Annotated in this window: 21 protein-coding genes; 3 read left to right on the top strand and 18 right to left on the bottom strand. The window is 45.6% G+C overall.

All coding sequences use genetic code 11. The annotated features are described in order from the left end of the window. Nucleotides 1-15: 15 nt before the first annotated feature. The 18 genes from AM608_RS09455 to AM608_RS09375 all read right to left on the bottom strand — a co-directional run bounded on the left by AM608_RS09455 (nucleotide 16) and on the right by AM608_RS09375 (nucleotide 14,050). Nucleotides 16-819, bottom strand: coding sequence for a DNA adenine methylase (locus AM608_RS09455; protein ID WP_053581582.1), 804 nt, complete (start codon nucleotides 817-819; stop codon nucleotides 16-18). Between the two features lie 188 nt (nucleotides 820-1,007). After that, a complete protein-coding gene (locus tag AM608_RS09450; RefSeq protein ID WP_157466316.1) occupies nucleotides 1,008-1,580 on the bottom strand; it encodes a hypothetical protein in 573 nt (190 codons plus the stop codon). A gap of 75 nt (nucleotides 1,581-1,655) precedes the next feature. Beyond that, nucleotides 1,656-2,093 (bottom strand): N-acetylmuramoyl-L-alanine amidase, encoded by a 438-nt coding sequence (locus AM608_RS09445; protein ID WP_053581580.1) that lies wholly within the window; start codon nucleotides 2,091-2,093, stop codon nucleotides 1,656-1,658. Further along, nucleotides 2,087-2,446 (bottom strand): hypothetical protein, encoded by a 360-nt coding sequence (locus AM608_RS12160; RefSeq protein ID WP_157466313.1) that lies wholly within the window; start codon nucleotides 2,444-2,446, stop codon nucleotides 2,087-2,089. Before AM608_RS12160 ends, AM608_RS09445 begins: the two co-directional genes overlap by 7 nt. Nucleotides 2,447-2,457: 11 nt before the next feature. Continuing rightward, the gene (locus AM608_RS09440) at nucleotides 2,458-3,405 is read right to left on the bottom strand and encodes a hypothetical protein (protein WP_053581579.1); all 948 of its coding nucleotides are present in this window, start codon (nucleotides 3,403-3,405) and stop codon (nucleotides 2,458-2,460) included. A 7-nt stretch (nucleotides 3,406-3,412) separates the two neighbouring features. Further along, nucleotides 3,413-4,225 carry a hypothetical protein gene (locus tag AM608_RS09435; RefSeq protein WP_053581578.1) on the bottom strand — a complete coding sequence of 271 codons (813 nt, stop codon included), beginning with the start codon at nucleotides 4,223-4,225 and terminating at the stop codon, nucleotides 3,413-3,415. A 34-nt stretch (nucleotides 4,226-4,259) separates the two neighbouring features. Further along, a complete protein-coding gene (locus tag AM608_RS09430) occupies nucleotides 4,260-5,090 on the bottom strand; it encodes a hypothetical protein (RefSeq protein WP_053581577.1) in 831 nt (276 codons plus the stop codon). 4 nt (nucleotides 5,091-5,094) lie between these two features. Then, entirely contained in the window at nucleotides 5,095-5,583 is a 489-nt protein-coding gene (locus AM608_RS09425; RefSeq protein WP_157466310.1) for a hypothetical protein, read from the bottom strand. Between the two features lie 24 nt (nucleotides 5,584-5,607). Further along, complete coding sequence (locus AM608_RS09420) at nucleotides 5,608-6,591, bottom strand: hypothetical protein (RefSeq protein ID WP_053581575.1); 984 nt, start codon at nucleotides 6,589-6,591, stop codon at nucleotides 5,608-5,610. Further along, nucleotides 6,588-7,205, bottom strand: coding sequence for a DUF6046 domain-containing protein (locus AM608_RS09415; protein WP_053581574.1), 618 nt, complete (start codon nucleotides 7,203-7,205; stop codon nucleotides 6,588-6,590). Before AM608_RS09415 ends, AM608_RS09420 begins: the two co-directional genes overlap by 4 nt. After that, nucleotides 7,189-7,467 carry a hypothetical protein gene (locus tag AM608_RS09410; protein WP_053581573.1) on the bottom strand — a complete coding sequence of 93 codons (279 nt, stop codon included), beginning with the start codon at nucleotides 7,465-7,467 and terminating at the stop codon, nucleotides 7,189-7,191. The genes AM608_RS09415 and AM608_RS09410 overlap by 17 nt, the downstream gene beginning before the upstream one ends. Nucleotides 7,468-7,470: 3 nt before the next feature. Next, nucleotides 7,471-9,489 carry a phage tail tape measure protein gene (locus AM608_RS09405; protein ID WP_053581572.1) on the bottom strand — a complete coding sequence of 673 codons (2,019 nt, stop codon included), beginning with the start codon at nucleotides 9,487-9,489 and terminating at the stop codon, nucleotides 7,471-7,473. A gap of 227 nt (nucleotides 9,490-9,716) precedes the next feature. Continuing rightward, a complete protein-coding gene (locus tag AM608_RS09400) occupies nucleotides 9,717-10,064 on the bottom strand; it encodes a hypothetical protein (protein WP_053581571.1) in 348 nt (115 codons plus the stop codon). A gap of 36 nt (nucleotides 10,065-10,100) precedes the next feature. Then, nucleotides 10,101-10,535 (bottom strand): hypothetical protein, encoded by a 435-nt coding sequence (locus tag AM608_RS09395; protein WP_053581570.1) that lies wholly within the window; start codon nucleotides 10,533-10,535, stop codon nucleotides 10,101-10,103. 4 nt (nucleotides 10,536-10,539) lie between these two features. Further along, complete coding sequence (locus AM608_RS09390) at nucleotides 10,540-11,769, bottom strand: DUF2586 family protein (protein ID WP_053581569.1); 1,230 nt, start codon at nucleotides 11,767-11,769, stop codon at nucleotides 10,540-10,542. 3 nt (nucleotides 11,770-11,772) lie between these two features. Then, the gene (locus AM608_RS09385) at nucleotides 11,773-12,039 is read right to left on the bottom strand and encodes a hypothetical protein (protein WP_157466307.1); all 267 of its coding nucleotides are present in this window, start codon (nucleotides 12,037-12,039) and stop codon (nucleotides 11,773-11,775) included. A gap of 72 nt (nucleotides 12,040-12,111) precedes the next feature. After that, nucleotides 12,112-12,999, bottom strand: coding sequence for a hypothetical protein (locus AM608_RS09380; RefSeq protein WP_053581567.1), 888 nt, complete (start codon nucleotides 12,997-12,999; stop codon nucleotides 12,112-12,114). A 1-nt stretch (nucleotide 13,000) separates the two neighbouring features. Continuing rightward, on the bottom strand, nucleotides 13,001-14,050 hold the full coding sequence (locus AM608_RS09375; protein ID WP_053581566.1) for an ATP-dependent Clp protease proteolytic subunit: 1,050 nt from the start codon (nucleotides 14,048-14,050) through the stop codon (nucleotides 13,001-13,003). 176 nt (nucleotides 14,051-14,226) lie between these two features. Here AM608_RS09375 and AM608_RS09370 point away from each other — a divergent pair, with 176 nt between their 5' ends. The 3 genes from AM608_RS09370 to AM608_RS09360 are packed head-to-tail and all read left to right on the top strand — an operon-like array spanning nucleotide 14,227 to nucleotide 15,805. Further along, on the top strand, nucleotides 14,227-15,102 hold the full coding sequence (locus AM608_RS09370) for a hypothetical protein (RefSeq protein ID WP_053581565.1): 876 nt from the start codon (nucleotides 14,227-14,229) through the stop codon (nucleotides 15,100-15,102). Continuing rightward, entirely contained in the window at nucleotides 15,099-15,575 is a 477-nt protein-coding gene (locus tag AM608_RS09365; RefSeq protein WP_253273468.1) for a hypothetical protein, read from the top strand. The genes AM608_RS09370 and AM608_RS09365 overlap by 4 nt, the downstream gene beginning before the upstream one ends. Before the next feature lie 11 nt (nucleotides 15,576-15,586). Further along, nucleotides 15,587-15,805 carry a hypothetical protein gene (locus tag AM608_RS09360; RefSeq protein ID WP_053581563.1) on the top strand — a complete coding sequence of 73 codons (219 nt, stop codon included), beginning with the start codon at nucleotides 15,587-15,589 and terminating at the stop codon, nucleotides 15,803-15,805. Nucleotide 15,806: the final 1 nt, after the last annotated feature.

Below are 15,806 nucleotides of genomic sequence, written 5' to 3'. Positions count from 1 at the left end.
ATGGCAAAATTAAAGTTATACTTTTATGGGGTAATTAGCTGTGAGTATCTCTAAGCGTTTTTTACCCTTGGTGTTGGCACTGCTTAAGTGTAGTGCTATTTCTTGCTGATACCAGCCATATTCAACTACTAAGCGGCTTAATTCAGGGTTGTGGTAGCTGCTGAGTAGGAACTTACCTTTTACCTTTGTAAGTACAGACAGAAGAGCGTCAAAATGCTCTTGGGTGTAGCCACCATAATGTCCTTGGTCAGCACCTACATAGGGTGGATCAATGTAGAAGAAGGTGGTAGGGGTATCGCGGTGCTCGATCACACTTAGGGCATCGTTATTTTCAATCTGTACGGTCTGTAGACGCTGAGAGTATATGTCGGTAAACTCTTTTATCTTGTTGTTTAAAGCACCTACATTCTTGCCATTGCTGGTGATGCGGCAGTTGAGTATTTGGTTGGAAAAACCACAATTGGTAGCAAACCAAAATGCCCAAGCGCGTTCAATGGGAGTAAAGACAAAGGGTGAGTGATAAATCACTAAGGCGTGTTTATAGGCTTCGCGGCTTACGAGAGTTCGTTCTACGAGTGTTTTGAGCTGCTGGAAGTCTGTTTTGAGCACTTGATAGAAGTTGTAGACGTTGGCATTGAAGTCATTGATGATTTCTACTTTCGTGGGTTGTTTTGCCCAAAATACTGCGCCTCCGCCAAAGAAGGGTTCTACATAGAGTTGATGCTCAGGGATTAAAGGTAGGATGTAGGGTAGCATTGTCTGCTTACCACCATAGTAAGTTATTGGTGTGCGTTGATAGATTTTTGATGTATTTTTCATAGAAGTTTTGGTTGGTTAAGTTATTATTTGTACTTTTGCAGTTCCCCAACTATAATAAATAATAGCCCGAAAACCCACAGAAGACATTAGAGATGTCCTCCGCAGGGCTTTCGGGTCGTATTTTATAGTTGGGGAACTATATTAAGCGGAGGCATCTTTTTTACTTCGTTCCTCCATTGAAGTGGTATTTAAATACCTTTTAAATTCTTTTTAAAGTATTGAAACAGGTTGAGACGCCAAGCAATAAAGGCAAGGACTACTAAGGCGATTGCTATAATGCTGAGGGTGATGTATACGCCTGCCTGAAAGCCGTGTACTTTGACTTGTTTTTGTTTATGAGTGTTCTTTACAGCCCTGCGCTCTGATGTGTTATTTATGGCTTTTGCGCGCGCAAATTGCTGGCTGCTTAGCTCTTGTCGCTCACTGCTGGCGGTATTGGCATATTGCCCGCTTTGAGTGAGCACCCCGCCTGTGAGGGTGATTTTCTCAATGAGTTTGCCGTCCTTCTCGTGGGTATAGATGAGGTCGCGGACGGTGCCGTCTTTATCTGTTACGGTGCTCAGTGAGAAGTGCGCCGACTGCAATAGGGACTGGTTTTCGAGGGTGCTGACCTTCTTGCCTATTTCGGTAAATAGGCTGTCGAGCTGGGCGTTATAATGCCGCTCAGTGGTCTGCACAGTCTTTTCGGTGGATACCTGCTTGGTGCGGCAGGCGGTTAGCATTAGTGCACAGAGGATAGTGCACAGTGCATAGTGTTTCATACGTGTTTATTTTTGTTTATTATTTATTCTATTAGTCCAATGTAGGTCCAACGTAAGTCCAATGTAGGTCTAAGCTCAAAGCTGTTTGTACTCGGTTTTGGCATCGAAACTTGGGCAGGCTTTGTTAACGCCTGCAAAATCGCGGTGCCCTAAGATTTGGGCGTTGGGGTAGAGCTTTTTTAGGGCTTTGAGTAGCTCTAATAGGGCGACTTTCTGCTGCGGGGTGCGGGTGTCTTTGGGTAATTGGCTGTGTGCCTCACACCCGCCGATGTAGCAGATACCAATGCTATCTTTGTTATGCCCCTCAACGTGAGCGGGGATGAGGTTTACATCTCTGCCCTCGTGAATAGTGCCGTCAAGGTAGATGACGTAGTTGTAGCCTATGCCTTTGAAGCCGCGTGCACGGTGCCACTGGTCGATATCCTTTACAGTAAAGGCTTTGCCTTCGGGTGTGGCTGAGCAGTGGACGACGAGGTAGGTGATTTGTCGAGTGGATTTTTTGAGTGTTAGCATAATAGATAATAGATTAAAAACAGGATGATGACAATCGGGTTTACGAGTGCTACCCACAGCGGATTGTATGCTAAGGGGTATTTTTTGCCGTGATAGATTGCCCACTGATGACGTTGTGAGGCATCGAAATATTTTGCATCTGCCCGCGTGAGCGGATAGAAGTGGAAGTACACAAAGCCAAAGTATAGGACGATAAACAATAGCACATAAACTATGTATTGTAAAGGGCTGTTGTAGATGGCAAGTGTCCCACTGAGTACCATAAGAGGGAAAATGATATTTGCCCCTCGTGTAAAGCTGCCTACCTTAGTGATGTAAGATAAGGCAAAGAGTTTAATGATGTATTTGTGCATAATTTATCTAATTAAAATGGTTCGTGAGAGCATCCTAAATATAGTTTATACATAGGTGAAATCTCATTTGTAGCTATATTTGTTAGCGTACAGTAACCCTCAAAATAGTCGTTTTCTCTTATAATTTTATTTTTTTCATCTTTAATTATGTATGTCCCATTATTTTTATTAGTATTATTATTGGTATATCCAAATGAAGAAACTTTATCTAAGAGGATTGACGTCTGAGAGTTCGTTTCATAAATACTAATCAAGTAGCCCTTTAAACTAAAACCACACCAAACAAACCTATCTTCCTTCCCATTGCCCCATTGCCAATTGCTATAGAAATCTTGATCATTATCCTTAACATTACACAAACAATCGATAGTACCATTTATAAAATTAACATCTCCACGATTACACCATCGCGTGGCATCTAAATTTCCTGTAAGAGTTGTGAATACTTCTCTAAGGTTCATTGTTGGTGGAGGAGTTAGAGTTTTTGTAACCATCAAACTGCCTATAATTGCTTCCTGTGTATTCCAAATATTACCTTTTTTCTTCCCTTTCAGGAGTTTTTTTGTGTAAGGTGAATAGTCAAAACTTACGTGACTTTGATATATTTTTAAAGTATGAGAAATATTGGTGTTGCTCTCATCAATATTACCCCAAAATCCCGTCATATTAAGCCTTATAGTTATTCTACCTGTCTCAGTAGTTACAGTTGCTTCCACTCTATTATTCAAATGAGCATTAGGAGCATTGTCATCTATAAGATAAAAAGCATTATTAATTGTTCCAAATAGTGTACAAAACTTATTGTATATATCTTCCTCTTGCTCTGGATCAAAATAAAAATGTATGTATGGATTTGTGCTAAGGGTATCTAAATTAAAAGATTGTTCTACTAATACAGCATTGAATAATCCTACTTCCTTACCTGCATTACCTAAATCAAAAAACGATTGACAATTCATAGGTTAATTATTTATTGTTAATACTCGAATACATCTTACCATTACAAACTGTAATAGTAGCTGTACTGCCAACACCTCCCTCTATAGAATTATCTCCTATATAATCTCCAGAGAAGGTTAGTTTTTGAGGAAAGGTTTTAATAATTGCAAAAGTTATGTTTTTGGATTGAGGAAAAGATAAGGTTGCATCTTTTGTTACATTTTCAGAACTTAGTACTAATATACAGTTATTAATGTTATCTTTTTCTTCTAACCAAAAAGTAGCTGTTGCAGGATATCTAACTTTAACTTCTTTAATAGTTTCAACTTGGGAAGATAGATTTGCACTTATCTTCTTATTACCATTTTCCTCTGTGATGGTAATATTATCTCCAGCAATGATATTGTCTTTGCCCATTTTACCTGCCAGAGCATCTTCTAAACCTGCAATGTTGCTAATGCCCAGCTGAGAGAGGATTTGCTTATTCTGCTTGATATAGTTTACAATCTCTTGCAGTTGGTCGAGGTCAGTGTCGTCTGATTGCAAGATATGGTTGATAGCATCAATAGCGGCTTTGAGGTCTGCTGCTGTACCTGTGTAGCTACCTTTGTCGAGCTTGCGGTCAAAAAGAGCTTGGTGTGCGTTGGTATCATTGATATGATTATTAATCATCTCGGCACTAACAGTGTTTTCGAGAGCTGCTTTAAGTCCTTCGACACTATCAATGGGCATCTTTTCATCCTTGTGCCAATAGCTTTCTATCCACGCCCAAAATTGGTTTTGGGTGGGTTTCTTGAAGTTGGAGAACCAACCTTTGAGTATTTCTTTTGCTGTTGCCATTTTTATTTAGTCGTTAGGGGTTAGTGATTAGGGATTAGTCGTCAAAGCCTACAAATTGAATGAATTTTACTACGCGTGAGGGCTGGATATTGTTGTGGGGCTGGTTACCACCTTCTGATTGTGTAAATGGTGCTGTTACATCACCTTGATAATTCCCTCTGGGACCTCCTGTGTTGTTTACTGATACTTCCCAGTTAGAACCTCCTTTTCCACTATCATCTTGTGAATAATAGTAATTATTAGTGTTAGCAGAGTGGTTGTGGCTTGGCATCTCTCCAGTAGTCAGGGTATGTGTTCTTTCACCCAAAGTTTTATCAAGTGTGCCAAAATCAAAATCGCGTGGACGGTAGCCCACAGGTACATAGCCGCGCATAGGTTCGTATTCTATCCAGCCGATAGGAATCGCATCTGCGGGTTTACCCCATATTGCTACGGTACCAATAGGAATGGTATGCTTGACGCGCCACTCTAACTTGGCAATGCGAGCGATGACGGTGGTTAAGGGATCAATGCGCTTAAAGTCTGCCCAAAGGTAGCCATCGGGGCTGTTGCCAAAGGTAGCATAACGGGTGTGCTCTACATCTTTGCTGGTGCCGTCCTCAAAGGGTAGAGAGGTGATGTCTTCTCTTACAATTACTTTATCAGAGAGGGTACTGCCTTTGAAGGGCAACACCTCGTCAAGGGCTTTGATGTAGACCACGCCGCTGGCAACGCTGTTGCCTGTGATCTCACAGCCTTTGAGGATTACCAGCTCGCCTGCCATAGCACCAAGGGTGTTAAAGAGGCTGTAAGCATCCTGCATATAGTCAAGGGTGTTGGTTTCAAAGGGGAAGCCGCCTGTGTGTTTTAGGTTGAGTTTGTTCATTGTTTTAAGCGTCTTTTAAAAGGTTTTTAAATCGGGATTCAAGGGTTACGAACTCCTGAAGGTTTACCAGGTTAATGGTGGGACCTACGTTGGTGGTAAAGCGCATCCGTTTGATGGCTGCCAGCAGGTCGGCGATGAGGGTGGTAAGGCTCTCGCGGTGGTTTTTTACCAGTAGCTTCTCGTCGATGGTAAAGCTGGCTTTTTCGGTGTTTACCTCAAAGGCTTCAAGGCTCTCGGCGTGCAAAAGGAAGGGCTTGGTGTCGCTGTTTTCAATGATGCCTATCAGGGCAAGGCTTCCTACCTTTGGCTTGAGGTAGAGGCTGCCGATGCCGAGTAGTACGCCGAGGAAAGGTAAGTCGCTATCTAAGTCGGTTGCCTGGCAGGTTTTTTCTTCCCAATTGACTGAGCTGATGCGTGCCCACTGCACTTGGGTGGGTACTTGGCTTTTGATGTTCTTTGTCATCAGAGAGGTAAATTCGTCTACTATATTCATTTATTAGGGGTTAGGGGTCAGTGATTAGGGGTTAGTAGCCTGTGCGGCACGCACCCCTATTTCTATTTCTTGGCGGTATTGTGAGGCTTCGAGGGTTTTCTTTACGCGGTCTACGTAATAGGTGCCGTGGCGGTCGGGGTAAAGGGTGGATGTTATCTTTACTTTTTGCCCGTGTTGCACGCTGGGGATACCGTAGGTGGTAAAGGTGCCTTCAAAGCCTTCGTGTTTACTGAGTTCATACAGGCGACGTACTTCTTTGTCGAGTTCTTCTTGTGTGCTTACGTTCCAGCTCATATTGATGGTTGTTACAGGGTTCTCATCGCCGTACTCAGCTTTGAGTTTATTGCCTTTGCCGTGGGTGGCAGTGCCAACGATCTTTACGGTGCGTTCTTCCTTCGATAGGTATTTGAGGCTATTGTCAGTACAGTTGCGCTCTAAGTCAAAGGTGTGATATTCATTTGGTTTACTTACTTCTGAATAGGGTTTGGCAACTGTTAATTTACCTTCTCTAATAAAGCTGTATATTGCCCATTCTTTTTGGAGCTTATCAAGCACTGCCCCAAGGGTGGTTTTGCTAAAACGTACAGCTCCAAGAGGTACATCGGCATCGGTATTGATGGGTAGGCTCTTTACTATGTCAGTAAGGAACTTTTTCAGAGTTACGCTTGAGGCGGCGTAGTTTACAGGGAGCTGCCTTAGCTTCCACATCTCATCGGAGAGGGTGAGACGTATAGGGAAGTCGGCGGATACTTGTGTGATGTAGCCTGTGAACTCTTCTACAAGGGTGCCGTTATAGCCCATCTTAATGCTTACTTTGTCGCCTACCTTAAAGAGGTCGCGCACCTTTTGCTTATCAAAGTCGCCTACGTTGCGGGGTAGTACGATAGTTGCCGTATCGGTGAGCATTTTCCAACTGCTTTCTATCTCTATGGCGGAGACTTTCTGCACCTTAAAGGGCAATCCTTTCAAGGGGTAAAAGGTGATTTCGGTTTGTAGAGCGAGGGTCATAGCTTATAGATGAGTTCAAAGGGTTCGTCACTGATGCAGTTTAGTTCTATGGGTATCAGGTTGGGGCTACCTTCAAGGCTTCGTATGTCAATGCTTTCTATGACTATATTGTGGATGTTCTTCCACCCAAAGAGTTCGCCTTCTACAGATATGCTCTGCACGGCTTCACTCCACTCAACGAGGCGACGCTCATACTCTCGGACAGTAAGCTCATCGGTGATGCAGAGGGTGCGGATGCGGATGCTCCAATCGTCGAAGCCGTAAATTTCTTTGACGGTGCCGTTGCCACCTATCACATCGGTACGTGTAAGCATCTTTGAGCGGGAGAAGTCTGCCATTGTGGCAGGGGGTAGCCAAAGGTCAGCAAGGGCTTTTTCGGTGATTTGCCCTTTGCTGTTATAGAACTTATAGCTGCCGCCTTTGAACTTAATGGGGAAGACAATGGGGGTGCCAAGCTTTGAGAGGCGTTTGGCTTCTTCGCTCTCGGCTATTTTCAGACCGCTGTAAGTGATAGGGGTAGGCTTATCGCTGCCGATGGGTGCGGTAAGGTATACAGGCGGGGTGGTGCCGAAGGCTGCCTGAAAGAGTTGTCCTATGTTATAGCGGTTGTCCATTGCTTATTTTAATTTGTTTCTTGATACGCTCATAGTCTTTACCATCACGTTCTAACTGTACCTTTACGCGTTTCTCAATTGCCACAGGGTCGTGCTTTGCCTGTACCCACTCTACGGCGTTGATACCTACCAGTGGATCGCTTTTTAGGTTGCCTTGGTAGAGTTGCAGCAAAAGAGCAACCTCTTGCAGCTCACTCTCACCAATGACAAAATCACCACCGATGATTTCTAAATCGTTGTCTTTTAGTAAAATGTCTTTCATATCTTAGAGGGTCACTACGGCATCGCGCATACGGTCATTGATAAGTCCGATGACTTGGTTAGCAGCTGACTCCTTGCTACCTATGTTCTTGTCAATGGTAAAGGTGTTCGTCATCTGTATATTCACATTGATAGTCTTACTACCCCCACCCCCTGAGCCGCCACCTATACTGAGTGTATCAGCTTTGCCACTGCCTTTGTCACCACTTTTGCTTGTAGCGAGGTCTGCCCCTTTGCCATTAGTATTATCTCCAATAGCAGAGGCAGGTGATAGTGTACCACTGGCAGTAGGCTTTTTAGTAGCTTCCTCTTTCTTCTCATCACTTTTCCAATGAAGCGATTGTCCAGCTTTTTTAAACTCCTCAGCAGCTTTCTTACCTGTCTCTACTGCCTTTTTAGCACTGTCAGCAATAGCTTGCTTACGGGCTTCAGTATCGGCGTGTATCTGTGCCAGCATCTTGTTGTTCTCAGCTTTATCGCCGATACCCATTGCATTCTTAAAGTTGTACCAACCCTCTTTAATCTTGTTGATACCAATCATTAAGCCATTGACAAGTGTATTCCAGTAGAGTTTTACCCCTTCTACCCACGTTTGAACCAGTAGCTTTGCACCGTTCCAAGTGTGTTTCCAAGCCTCACCCCAGCCACTAACTTTTGAGGCAAGGTAAGCAATACCAGCGATAAGCGCTCCTATGGCTACAATGATAATACCGATAGGGTTTGCTGATAAAGCTACATTCCACAGCCATTGCGCTGCGGTGGCAATCTTTGTCCATACAACCATCAGCTTTTGAGCGACAACGGTTTTGCTGAGCCAAGAGCCAAAAGAGGTGATAATAGGACCCAGTCCTGACCACGCAGCCCCTAAGTCGCCTGCCACTGAAACAGCACCACCCAAGGCATCACCCATCACCCCTAAGTACTTAAAAGCTCCAAAGCAAGCAATCTTCACATCTTCAAGCCACGCGTGTACGCGACTCATCTTCTCACTCCAGCCACCCATCACCGTCTGCGATTGCTCTACTGCTACGTTGGTGCCTGTTATCTGCTGGGTGAGCTCAGCCTGTGCATCGGCAGTATTAATAAGTCCTTGTGCTGCTTGGATATTCTCAGCACCAAAGACAGCCGCCAGCACATCGGTATCCTTACCTACCTTTTGCAACTCCCTAAGACGCTCAGCAAAAGGCAATGCAGTGTCGGACACCTTCTGCATATTTACCCCATAGGCTTTTAGCATCTCGGTAGCCTCTTTGGAAAGTGCTGAGGGGGCATTCATCTTAATAAGCACGTTACGCAAGCCTACCCCTGCCTCTGCGCCGTATTTACCACTTTGGGCTAAGGCTTGGAGAGCCGCGTTAGTCTCTTCAAAACTCACATTAGAGAGCTTTGCAGCTCCCCCAGCATTTACAAGAGCTTGGGCTATCTGAGGCACTTCGGCAGCACCTTCTTTGGCTCCTGCTGCCATTACGTTCATCATTCGCTCCATAGCCCCAGCAGCTTCAATAGGGTTGGTAAGGTCTACCCCGAACTGTAGCATTGAGGTAGTAAGCGCATCGGTAGCCCCTACTACATCGCCGCCCATTGTCTTAGCAAGCGTGTTGGCATACTTTCCCATCTTAGAGAGTGCCTCATCGCTTTCACCTATCTGAGGACCCAAGCGCGAGAGGATGGTCTGAAAAGTAGAAAGGTTATCCGTAGCACTCCCGCCGAACTCTTTGGCAAGGTCGCGTGCACGGCTGCCGAGCTTATCCAACCCTTCGCCTGTAATGCCTGTGATTGCCGAAACGTCTAAGAGTGCAGCCTCGTACTGCTCACCCGTTTGCGCCCCACGAGAGAAAAGCTCTAAAAAGCTACTCAGTCCCTGTGAGGCTGCCTGCCAATTGATAGCAGAGAGCTGGCTAAGGCGTTCTCTAAAAGTGCTTACCTTTTCCGTAGCTTCCTCTACCTTCTGCTGTGCACGGGCTATTACGCTGCTGACATTGTCAGTAGCGGAGAAAGTCCAAGTGGTAGTGTAACTGCTCATCTAAGGGGTTGCTTTAGAGAAAAATTCGTTAAGGGTTTCAATAAGGGCAAGTTTTGTAGCACGATAATGAAGTCGCTCCTCACACTTCAGTCGGAAGTCTATTGCCTGAAAGGTGCGGATATACTCCTCATCTTCCATAGTAGTGGGGTCTTTATCCGTATAGGCTGTGATAAGAGCGTCAATACCTTCGAGAAAGTCGTAGGTGTCAAGCTCTAACAGCGACCCCTCTATACTTTTTTTAAGGCTACCTTCGCCGTCTCAATCATCGTGCTAAGCTCAGTAACCAGCCCCATATAAACAGAGGCATCGCTTTCCATCAGCTCAGTATCACCCAAAAGAACGCAGTTTTTCACCACTGCTTCGTTGATTTTCTCGGGAGCATCTTTATACTCTTTGCTGGTGATAAGGCTTAGTAGGCTTTTGTTGGGCTTCTTCACTAAAAAGCAGGCAGGCTCCTCACTTGGGGTGCCGTCCTTATCGAAAGTAGTGCCTGAAGGATATACCTCAATTTCACGCACTACACGTGGGTATTTAGCTTTGAAGTCCTCTAATTCTGCTTGTGTGTATGGTTTCATCTTACTTATTTAAATTATTGTTTACCTTGCTGTGACTTAGATGTTCCAGTCGATGTGGGAGATGATCAGCTCGCATTTTACGGCTATGGAGCCGTCGCCTTGCTTTACATCTACGCCGTTGCCTGTGAACTCGACGTTGCGGATAGCGTCCTTTTGGATGGTGCTGTCTTTCTTTTCGTAGGCGGCGATCATATCAAAGGGCTCTATGTCTTGAAGGCGTTTGCCTTTGGGCAGTGAGGCGAGGATGGCGTCTATTTCTTCTTTGAGAAGGGTGATAGAGGCTTTTGCTTCGTAGTTGCTTTCGGAGCGACCTACGGGGTAGGCGCCTGCTGCCATTACGTTTTCTTTCTTGGTGGTGTCGGAGTAGCTCAGCTCGGTGATGCCTACTACATCACGCCCCAAGAGGTTGAGGGTGATGTTGTTCCAGCCTTGGAGCTTTCCGAATTGGTTTATAATTGTTGTCTTTGCCATAATGTTATAACTTGTTTGTTAATCCTACATTGCCCTCAATGATGTAGAGGATGTCGGGCATTACGATGCGCAGTACGGCGACGAGGGGTTTGTCCTCATCTACGACTTGCTTGGGGCTGATGCTTACCTTTAAGCCGTCGATTTCGCCTGTGGTGAGCATTTGCTTTTCGATGGCTTTGGAAGCGAGTTCTTGCAGGGAGGTTACAGTGGTGTCCTTCAGGTAGCCTGTGGTGGGATCTTTGGGCAGTTTGGCTTGTATGCGTGGTGTGGTGGTACGGCGCAAGATGCGGACTGCTTTGTTCCATACGCGGTTGTTCTGAATGTAGCTGTAATCGGAGGCTTTGCTGGTGCAGGTGGGGGCTGCTGAGAAGTAGATGCCTGCGGTGTCGGGGTAGCTTCCTGCTATGATATAGCCCCTATCTTTGAGCAGCTTGAGTTGCTCATTGCTGAGGGCGTCGGTACTTACACCTGTGGAGATGCTTGCTGAGATAAAGCGTTTGCGCCCTGTGTCAGTCAGGGGGTAGGTGCTACCGCCTTTGGCGTCTTCGGGTTTGGTTTCGATGTCCACGGAGCCTAAGCTCTCGCTGACGTTGCGCACGGCGAGCATACCGAGGGCTGCCCCGATGGCGGCGTAGTATTTGTAGTGCTCGGAGAGGGCGGCTATGGCGCTATCTTGTGCGATGACTACGGAGACTTGTGGGGCTGCTTTCTCTTTGAGGTTGGGGAGGCTGTTGATGGCTAAGCCTTCTTTGCCTTTGCCTTCCAGAAGGAGAAAGTCAATGAGGATGCCGTCTTTCTTTACGGCATCGATGATGGCGGTTTGCAACTGGTCTACATCGGCGGCTACGGTGCTCAGATCGTTATCAAAGCCGAAGGCGGCAATGCCTTTGATATCGGAGTTGCCTCGTAGGGTTTTTAGGATTACCTCGGCTTTGTCTTGGAGTTTTACACCTGCCTCTACGGGCAAGAAGTAGATGCTGCACGCAGGGGCTAATCGGAATACTTCGGAGAGGTGGTGATGTGCCAGTGTGTGGTTGTTAGCATCAAAGCTCTCGGTAATGCCAAGTGCTTCGGCGTCTTTGAGCTGTATGAGTAGCTCTGCTTTATCGGCGGTCAGCTGTGTGCCTGTGGTGGGGATAGCCCCCACCAGCAAGAACACATTGTCGGCAGTATCCTCAGTGCGACCGAGTCCGCCGTCTGCTTTTTTTATTCTAAATCCTTCTAAATATCCCATAGCTTATTTTTTAGGTTTAAACCACGAACCATTACTTTTAGTGTTTTCTCCCTCTGAAGAATTTACACTTTCATCTTTTGGGGCTTCATTCTTAGCCTTGCCTTCTCTCTTAAAAGAGTAAACTTTCATCTGACCCGAAGCGTGAAGATGAGCGCGGTTTTCATCAAAAAATACCTGTCCATCTTCGGTAACATACACCTCTTTGAGTCCATTCTTTTCTATGACTCCTTGAGCTCTCAATTTGAGCTCTTCTATACTGAATGTTTCCATTTTCAAATACTGTTTAAATTATTTTTAAAAAGCCGTGCAAACGTTCATTGCCTGCACGGCTCGTGCTCTCTTTTAGCCTGAGATGATGGCTGCCGTCCCCTCGTCTTTGATAGCTACACAAACGAAGTATAGCTCAAAGCCGATGGTATGTTGGCGATTTTCAGGGTCATCTTTCTTATCCCTCGCATAGCGGGTTACAGTACCCGTTCCCTTTACGGTATAGTTCTTGTGGAAGACAATAGAGGCTTCCTTTCCTTGAGCTGCTACCCCAAAGGCTTCTTTTTCACCGCTGTTGTAGGTAGGTGCGTAGGTGCTTTCGTAGACCTCAAACCCGTAGTAGTTAGAGGCTATTTGCCCTGTGGCTGTGTTTTGGTAACGGGTTTTGAAAGTGAGGTCTTCCAAAAGTAAGTCTGCTACGTGATCAGCACAGAGCACCAACACACGCCCTCCCTTAGGCACTTTGAGCTTATCAAGCTGCTTTTTCAGGTTGATAAGGTCTTTGGCTGTCAGCCGCTTTCTACCATTTTCATCTGCTTCACCTGTGGTAGTAAGCACGGGTGTGTTTGCAGTGTTTTTCTGTGGAGCGATGGACTGCAAAGCGTGCTGTGCGGTTTCATCCTCAAGGGTTTCGCGATGTTGCTGCTGCACATCACTTACTTTTTCATAAGGGAGCGCGTACAACTCATCGGTGGTTACAGCTGTGTTAGTAGTTTCATACTTGTGAAGCGTAACTACTACCCTACCGTCTTCACGCACCTTATTACTGATAGGATACGTCTTATTATCTATCAATACCTTAGGTGCAGCACCTTGAACAGGTATTTTGATAACATTGTATCCTACCCATCCATTCTTACTCTTTACGGCACCAAGCCAAGTGTTTTCGTGCCTAAAATTCTTGATAAGCTCAGCTTCTGCCAGCTCATTCTTTACTGCTAAATTTTCTGATTTTATGGGCATTTTACTTACTGTTTAAATACTGTTTGTTAAGCTCAGCAACTCTTTCGGGGTTGCTGTCAATGAGAGCCTCAAGGGCTTCAGGGTCTTTTTCGATATAGTCTTCGATAGTCCAGCCCCTGTGATCATCAGCCGAAGCATTAGGCTTGTGGTTGATGGTTTCAGAGGCAGGGGTTACACCTTGCATCTTGTCAAAGAGGTCTTTGGTTTTGTCGTACTCAGCAGTGGCTAAGCCTACATAAGTCTCTTTGAGGTCTGCGGTGATCTTACGCTGTAAGATAGCTTGATGAACGAGCTTTTCGGCACGTGTTTTAGCGGCTGCTTGCTCATCAGCTTCTTTTTCTCTGAGTGCATTAATGCGCGCTGTGATTTGCTCGTCGGTGGCGTCTTTTGCCAAGCCGAGGGAGGCGATTAGTTTGTCTCTATCCATTTTTTGTACATTTACTTTTTTGTTATTTTCTTGTTTTGGGGCTGGTATTTTAGGACAGCCACAGGCTTGCATCATTGCAAGGGTTTCGTCGTTGTACTCGGGGTTGCCGTCTACGATTTGGGTGATAAGCCCGAGGGTAAGGGCTTCTTGTGCGCTCATCCAGTAGTCTTGCTTCCAAAGGGTGTTTATCTCTTCTTCGGTTTTATTAAAGCGTTTGGCGTAGGTGGTGCGGTAGAGGGCGGTGATATTCTCTAAGGCTTTCATATCGGCTTGCATCTGGTCTATGTTGCCTGTGAACTGTGTCAGGGGTTTGTGGATCATAAACTGTGAGGAAGCGTAAGCCTCTGCGGGGAAGTGTGCCATTATATAGGTGCCTGCGCTGGCAACCAGTGCGCCCGCTTTTATCTTTACGCTTTGAAGACGGCGGAGTTGATTGACGATTTCGGAGGCGTCGTAAACGGAGCCGCCTTCGGTGTTGAGATAGACGGTGGCGGTTTTGATGCCTTGGCGAAGTGCCTGATCTATCTCATAGCGGAGGTCGTCGGCAGTCCATCCGAAGTAGATGCGCCCTGTGATGCGGAGCTCTAAGGCGTCAGCGTTGATATGTGCGATTAGGTTTTTCACGATTGTTGTTTTTGACGGTGCAAAGTTGTAACAAGTGGGGATTGTGAGCAAATAGCTGTCCCAAATTGGGCAGTAAATTACACCTAATTTAGGTGTGATTTACTGCCTATTTTGGGACGGGAATTTTAAGGGGTGGCGTGGTGGGAGTACCTTTGCGGCAAAGTTTTAAGAATATTATGGCACGGAGTGTAGAAGAAATAGAAAATGAGATTTATAAGGCTAAGGAGAATGAGGGGGCACTTGTGGAGCTTAACAGCACTTCGAAGGTGGCTGTGTGGCGCTTGTGGGTGTATATCATTGCTTTTGTGATACAGAGCCTTGAGAAGTCGTTTGAGTTGCACAAGGCGGATATAGATGAGCGGCTCAGTAGGCTTAAGCCTCATACAGCGCGCTGGTATCGGGAGAAGGCACTGGCTTTTCAATATGGGTTTAACTTGCTGGCAGAAAGTGATCTTTTTGATAATAGGGGAAAGAGTGAGGAGCAGATTGCTGCCTCGAAGGTGGTAAAATATGCTGCTGTAACAGAGGGTGAAGGTGCTACACGCTTGATTGTGAAGATAGCGGGGGAAAAGGATGGGAAGCTCTCACAGCTGAGTAGTGATGTTGAAAAGTCGTTTGGTGCGTATATGGCTCGGATTAAGGATGCTGGGGTGCCTGTGACGGTGATTAATTATTTGCCTGACCAGTTAAAACTGCATCTTGAGATTGTGCGCGATGCTTTGGTGCTTGATAAGAATGGCACTGACATCACCTCAGGGGAGAAGCCTGTAAGGGATGCTATTGAGGGTTTTATGAAGGAGTTGCCTTTTGATGGTGAGCTTTCGGTGCAGAAGTTAGTGGATAAGATACAGGGTGCTCGTGGAGTGATGGATGTAGCGCTTAAAGAGGTACAGACACGTTGGATTGACCCTCTGAAGGGTTCGTACGGGGACTGGGAGAGTATCAATATTATAAAGGTGCCTGAGAGTGGTTATTTTGCAGTGTACTTGGGAGAGGATGACCCTGTGGAGGTACGCTCGTCTGTAAGATATATACTTAAATCGGAGTTATGATGATAGATAAGATCATAAAGTATTCGGCTCAGAGGTTGGGTATAGGGCAGCTACCTACTTTTTTGCGCAAACGTAAGATGGTGGCGTGGCTGAGGAGTTTGTTGCAGCCTTTGGAGAGCTTACACGGCTCTTTTATCACGGAGCGCGCGGATGCACTTTATAGGCTTAGCCACAATGGACAGGTGTGCTACCTTGAGAAAGTGCTTAATGATAAATACGACCCTGAGCGGAAACGTATATACATCACTGATGGTAATAAGCACAGTCGTACTTATATATACACACGTGCAGAACAGCGCCCTAAATACTTGGGGAAGCTATTTTTGCAGCTCAGAGATGCTTATGCAGATACAGGGGTGGATTTTATTGTGAAGGTGCCACAGGAGCTTTACAAAGAGAATGATTATGAAAAAATGGCGCTGATTGATTACTACCGCTTAGCATCAAAGAGATATAGAATAGAACCTTTTTAAAGACACATAAAATGCTCAACACAGAAGAACTTAAAAGAGATATCAAGGAAGCCTTCAAAGCAGAACAAACCGAAGAGGAGGACTACGAGGCAAGCCTTGAGCGCATTGCCGAGAAGATCGCTCAGGCTGTAATAAAACAGATAAAACAAATTAAAATCACCTACACCCAAGGTTTAGCCTCACAAAGTGGGGGTACAGTCAGTGGTGTATTCAATTATACCATAAGCTAAG

The organism is Capnocytophaga sp. oral taxon 323, from assembly GCF_001278825.1.
GTDB classification, from domain to species: domain Bacteria; phylum Bacteroidota; class Bacteroidia; order Flavobacteriales; family Flavobacteriaceae; genus Capnocytophaga; species Capnocytophaga ochracea.
This window is presented reverse-complemented; position numbering and strand designations above follow the sequence as displayed.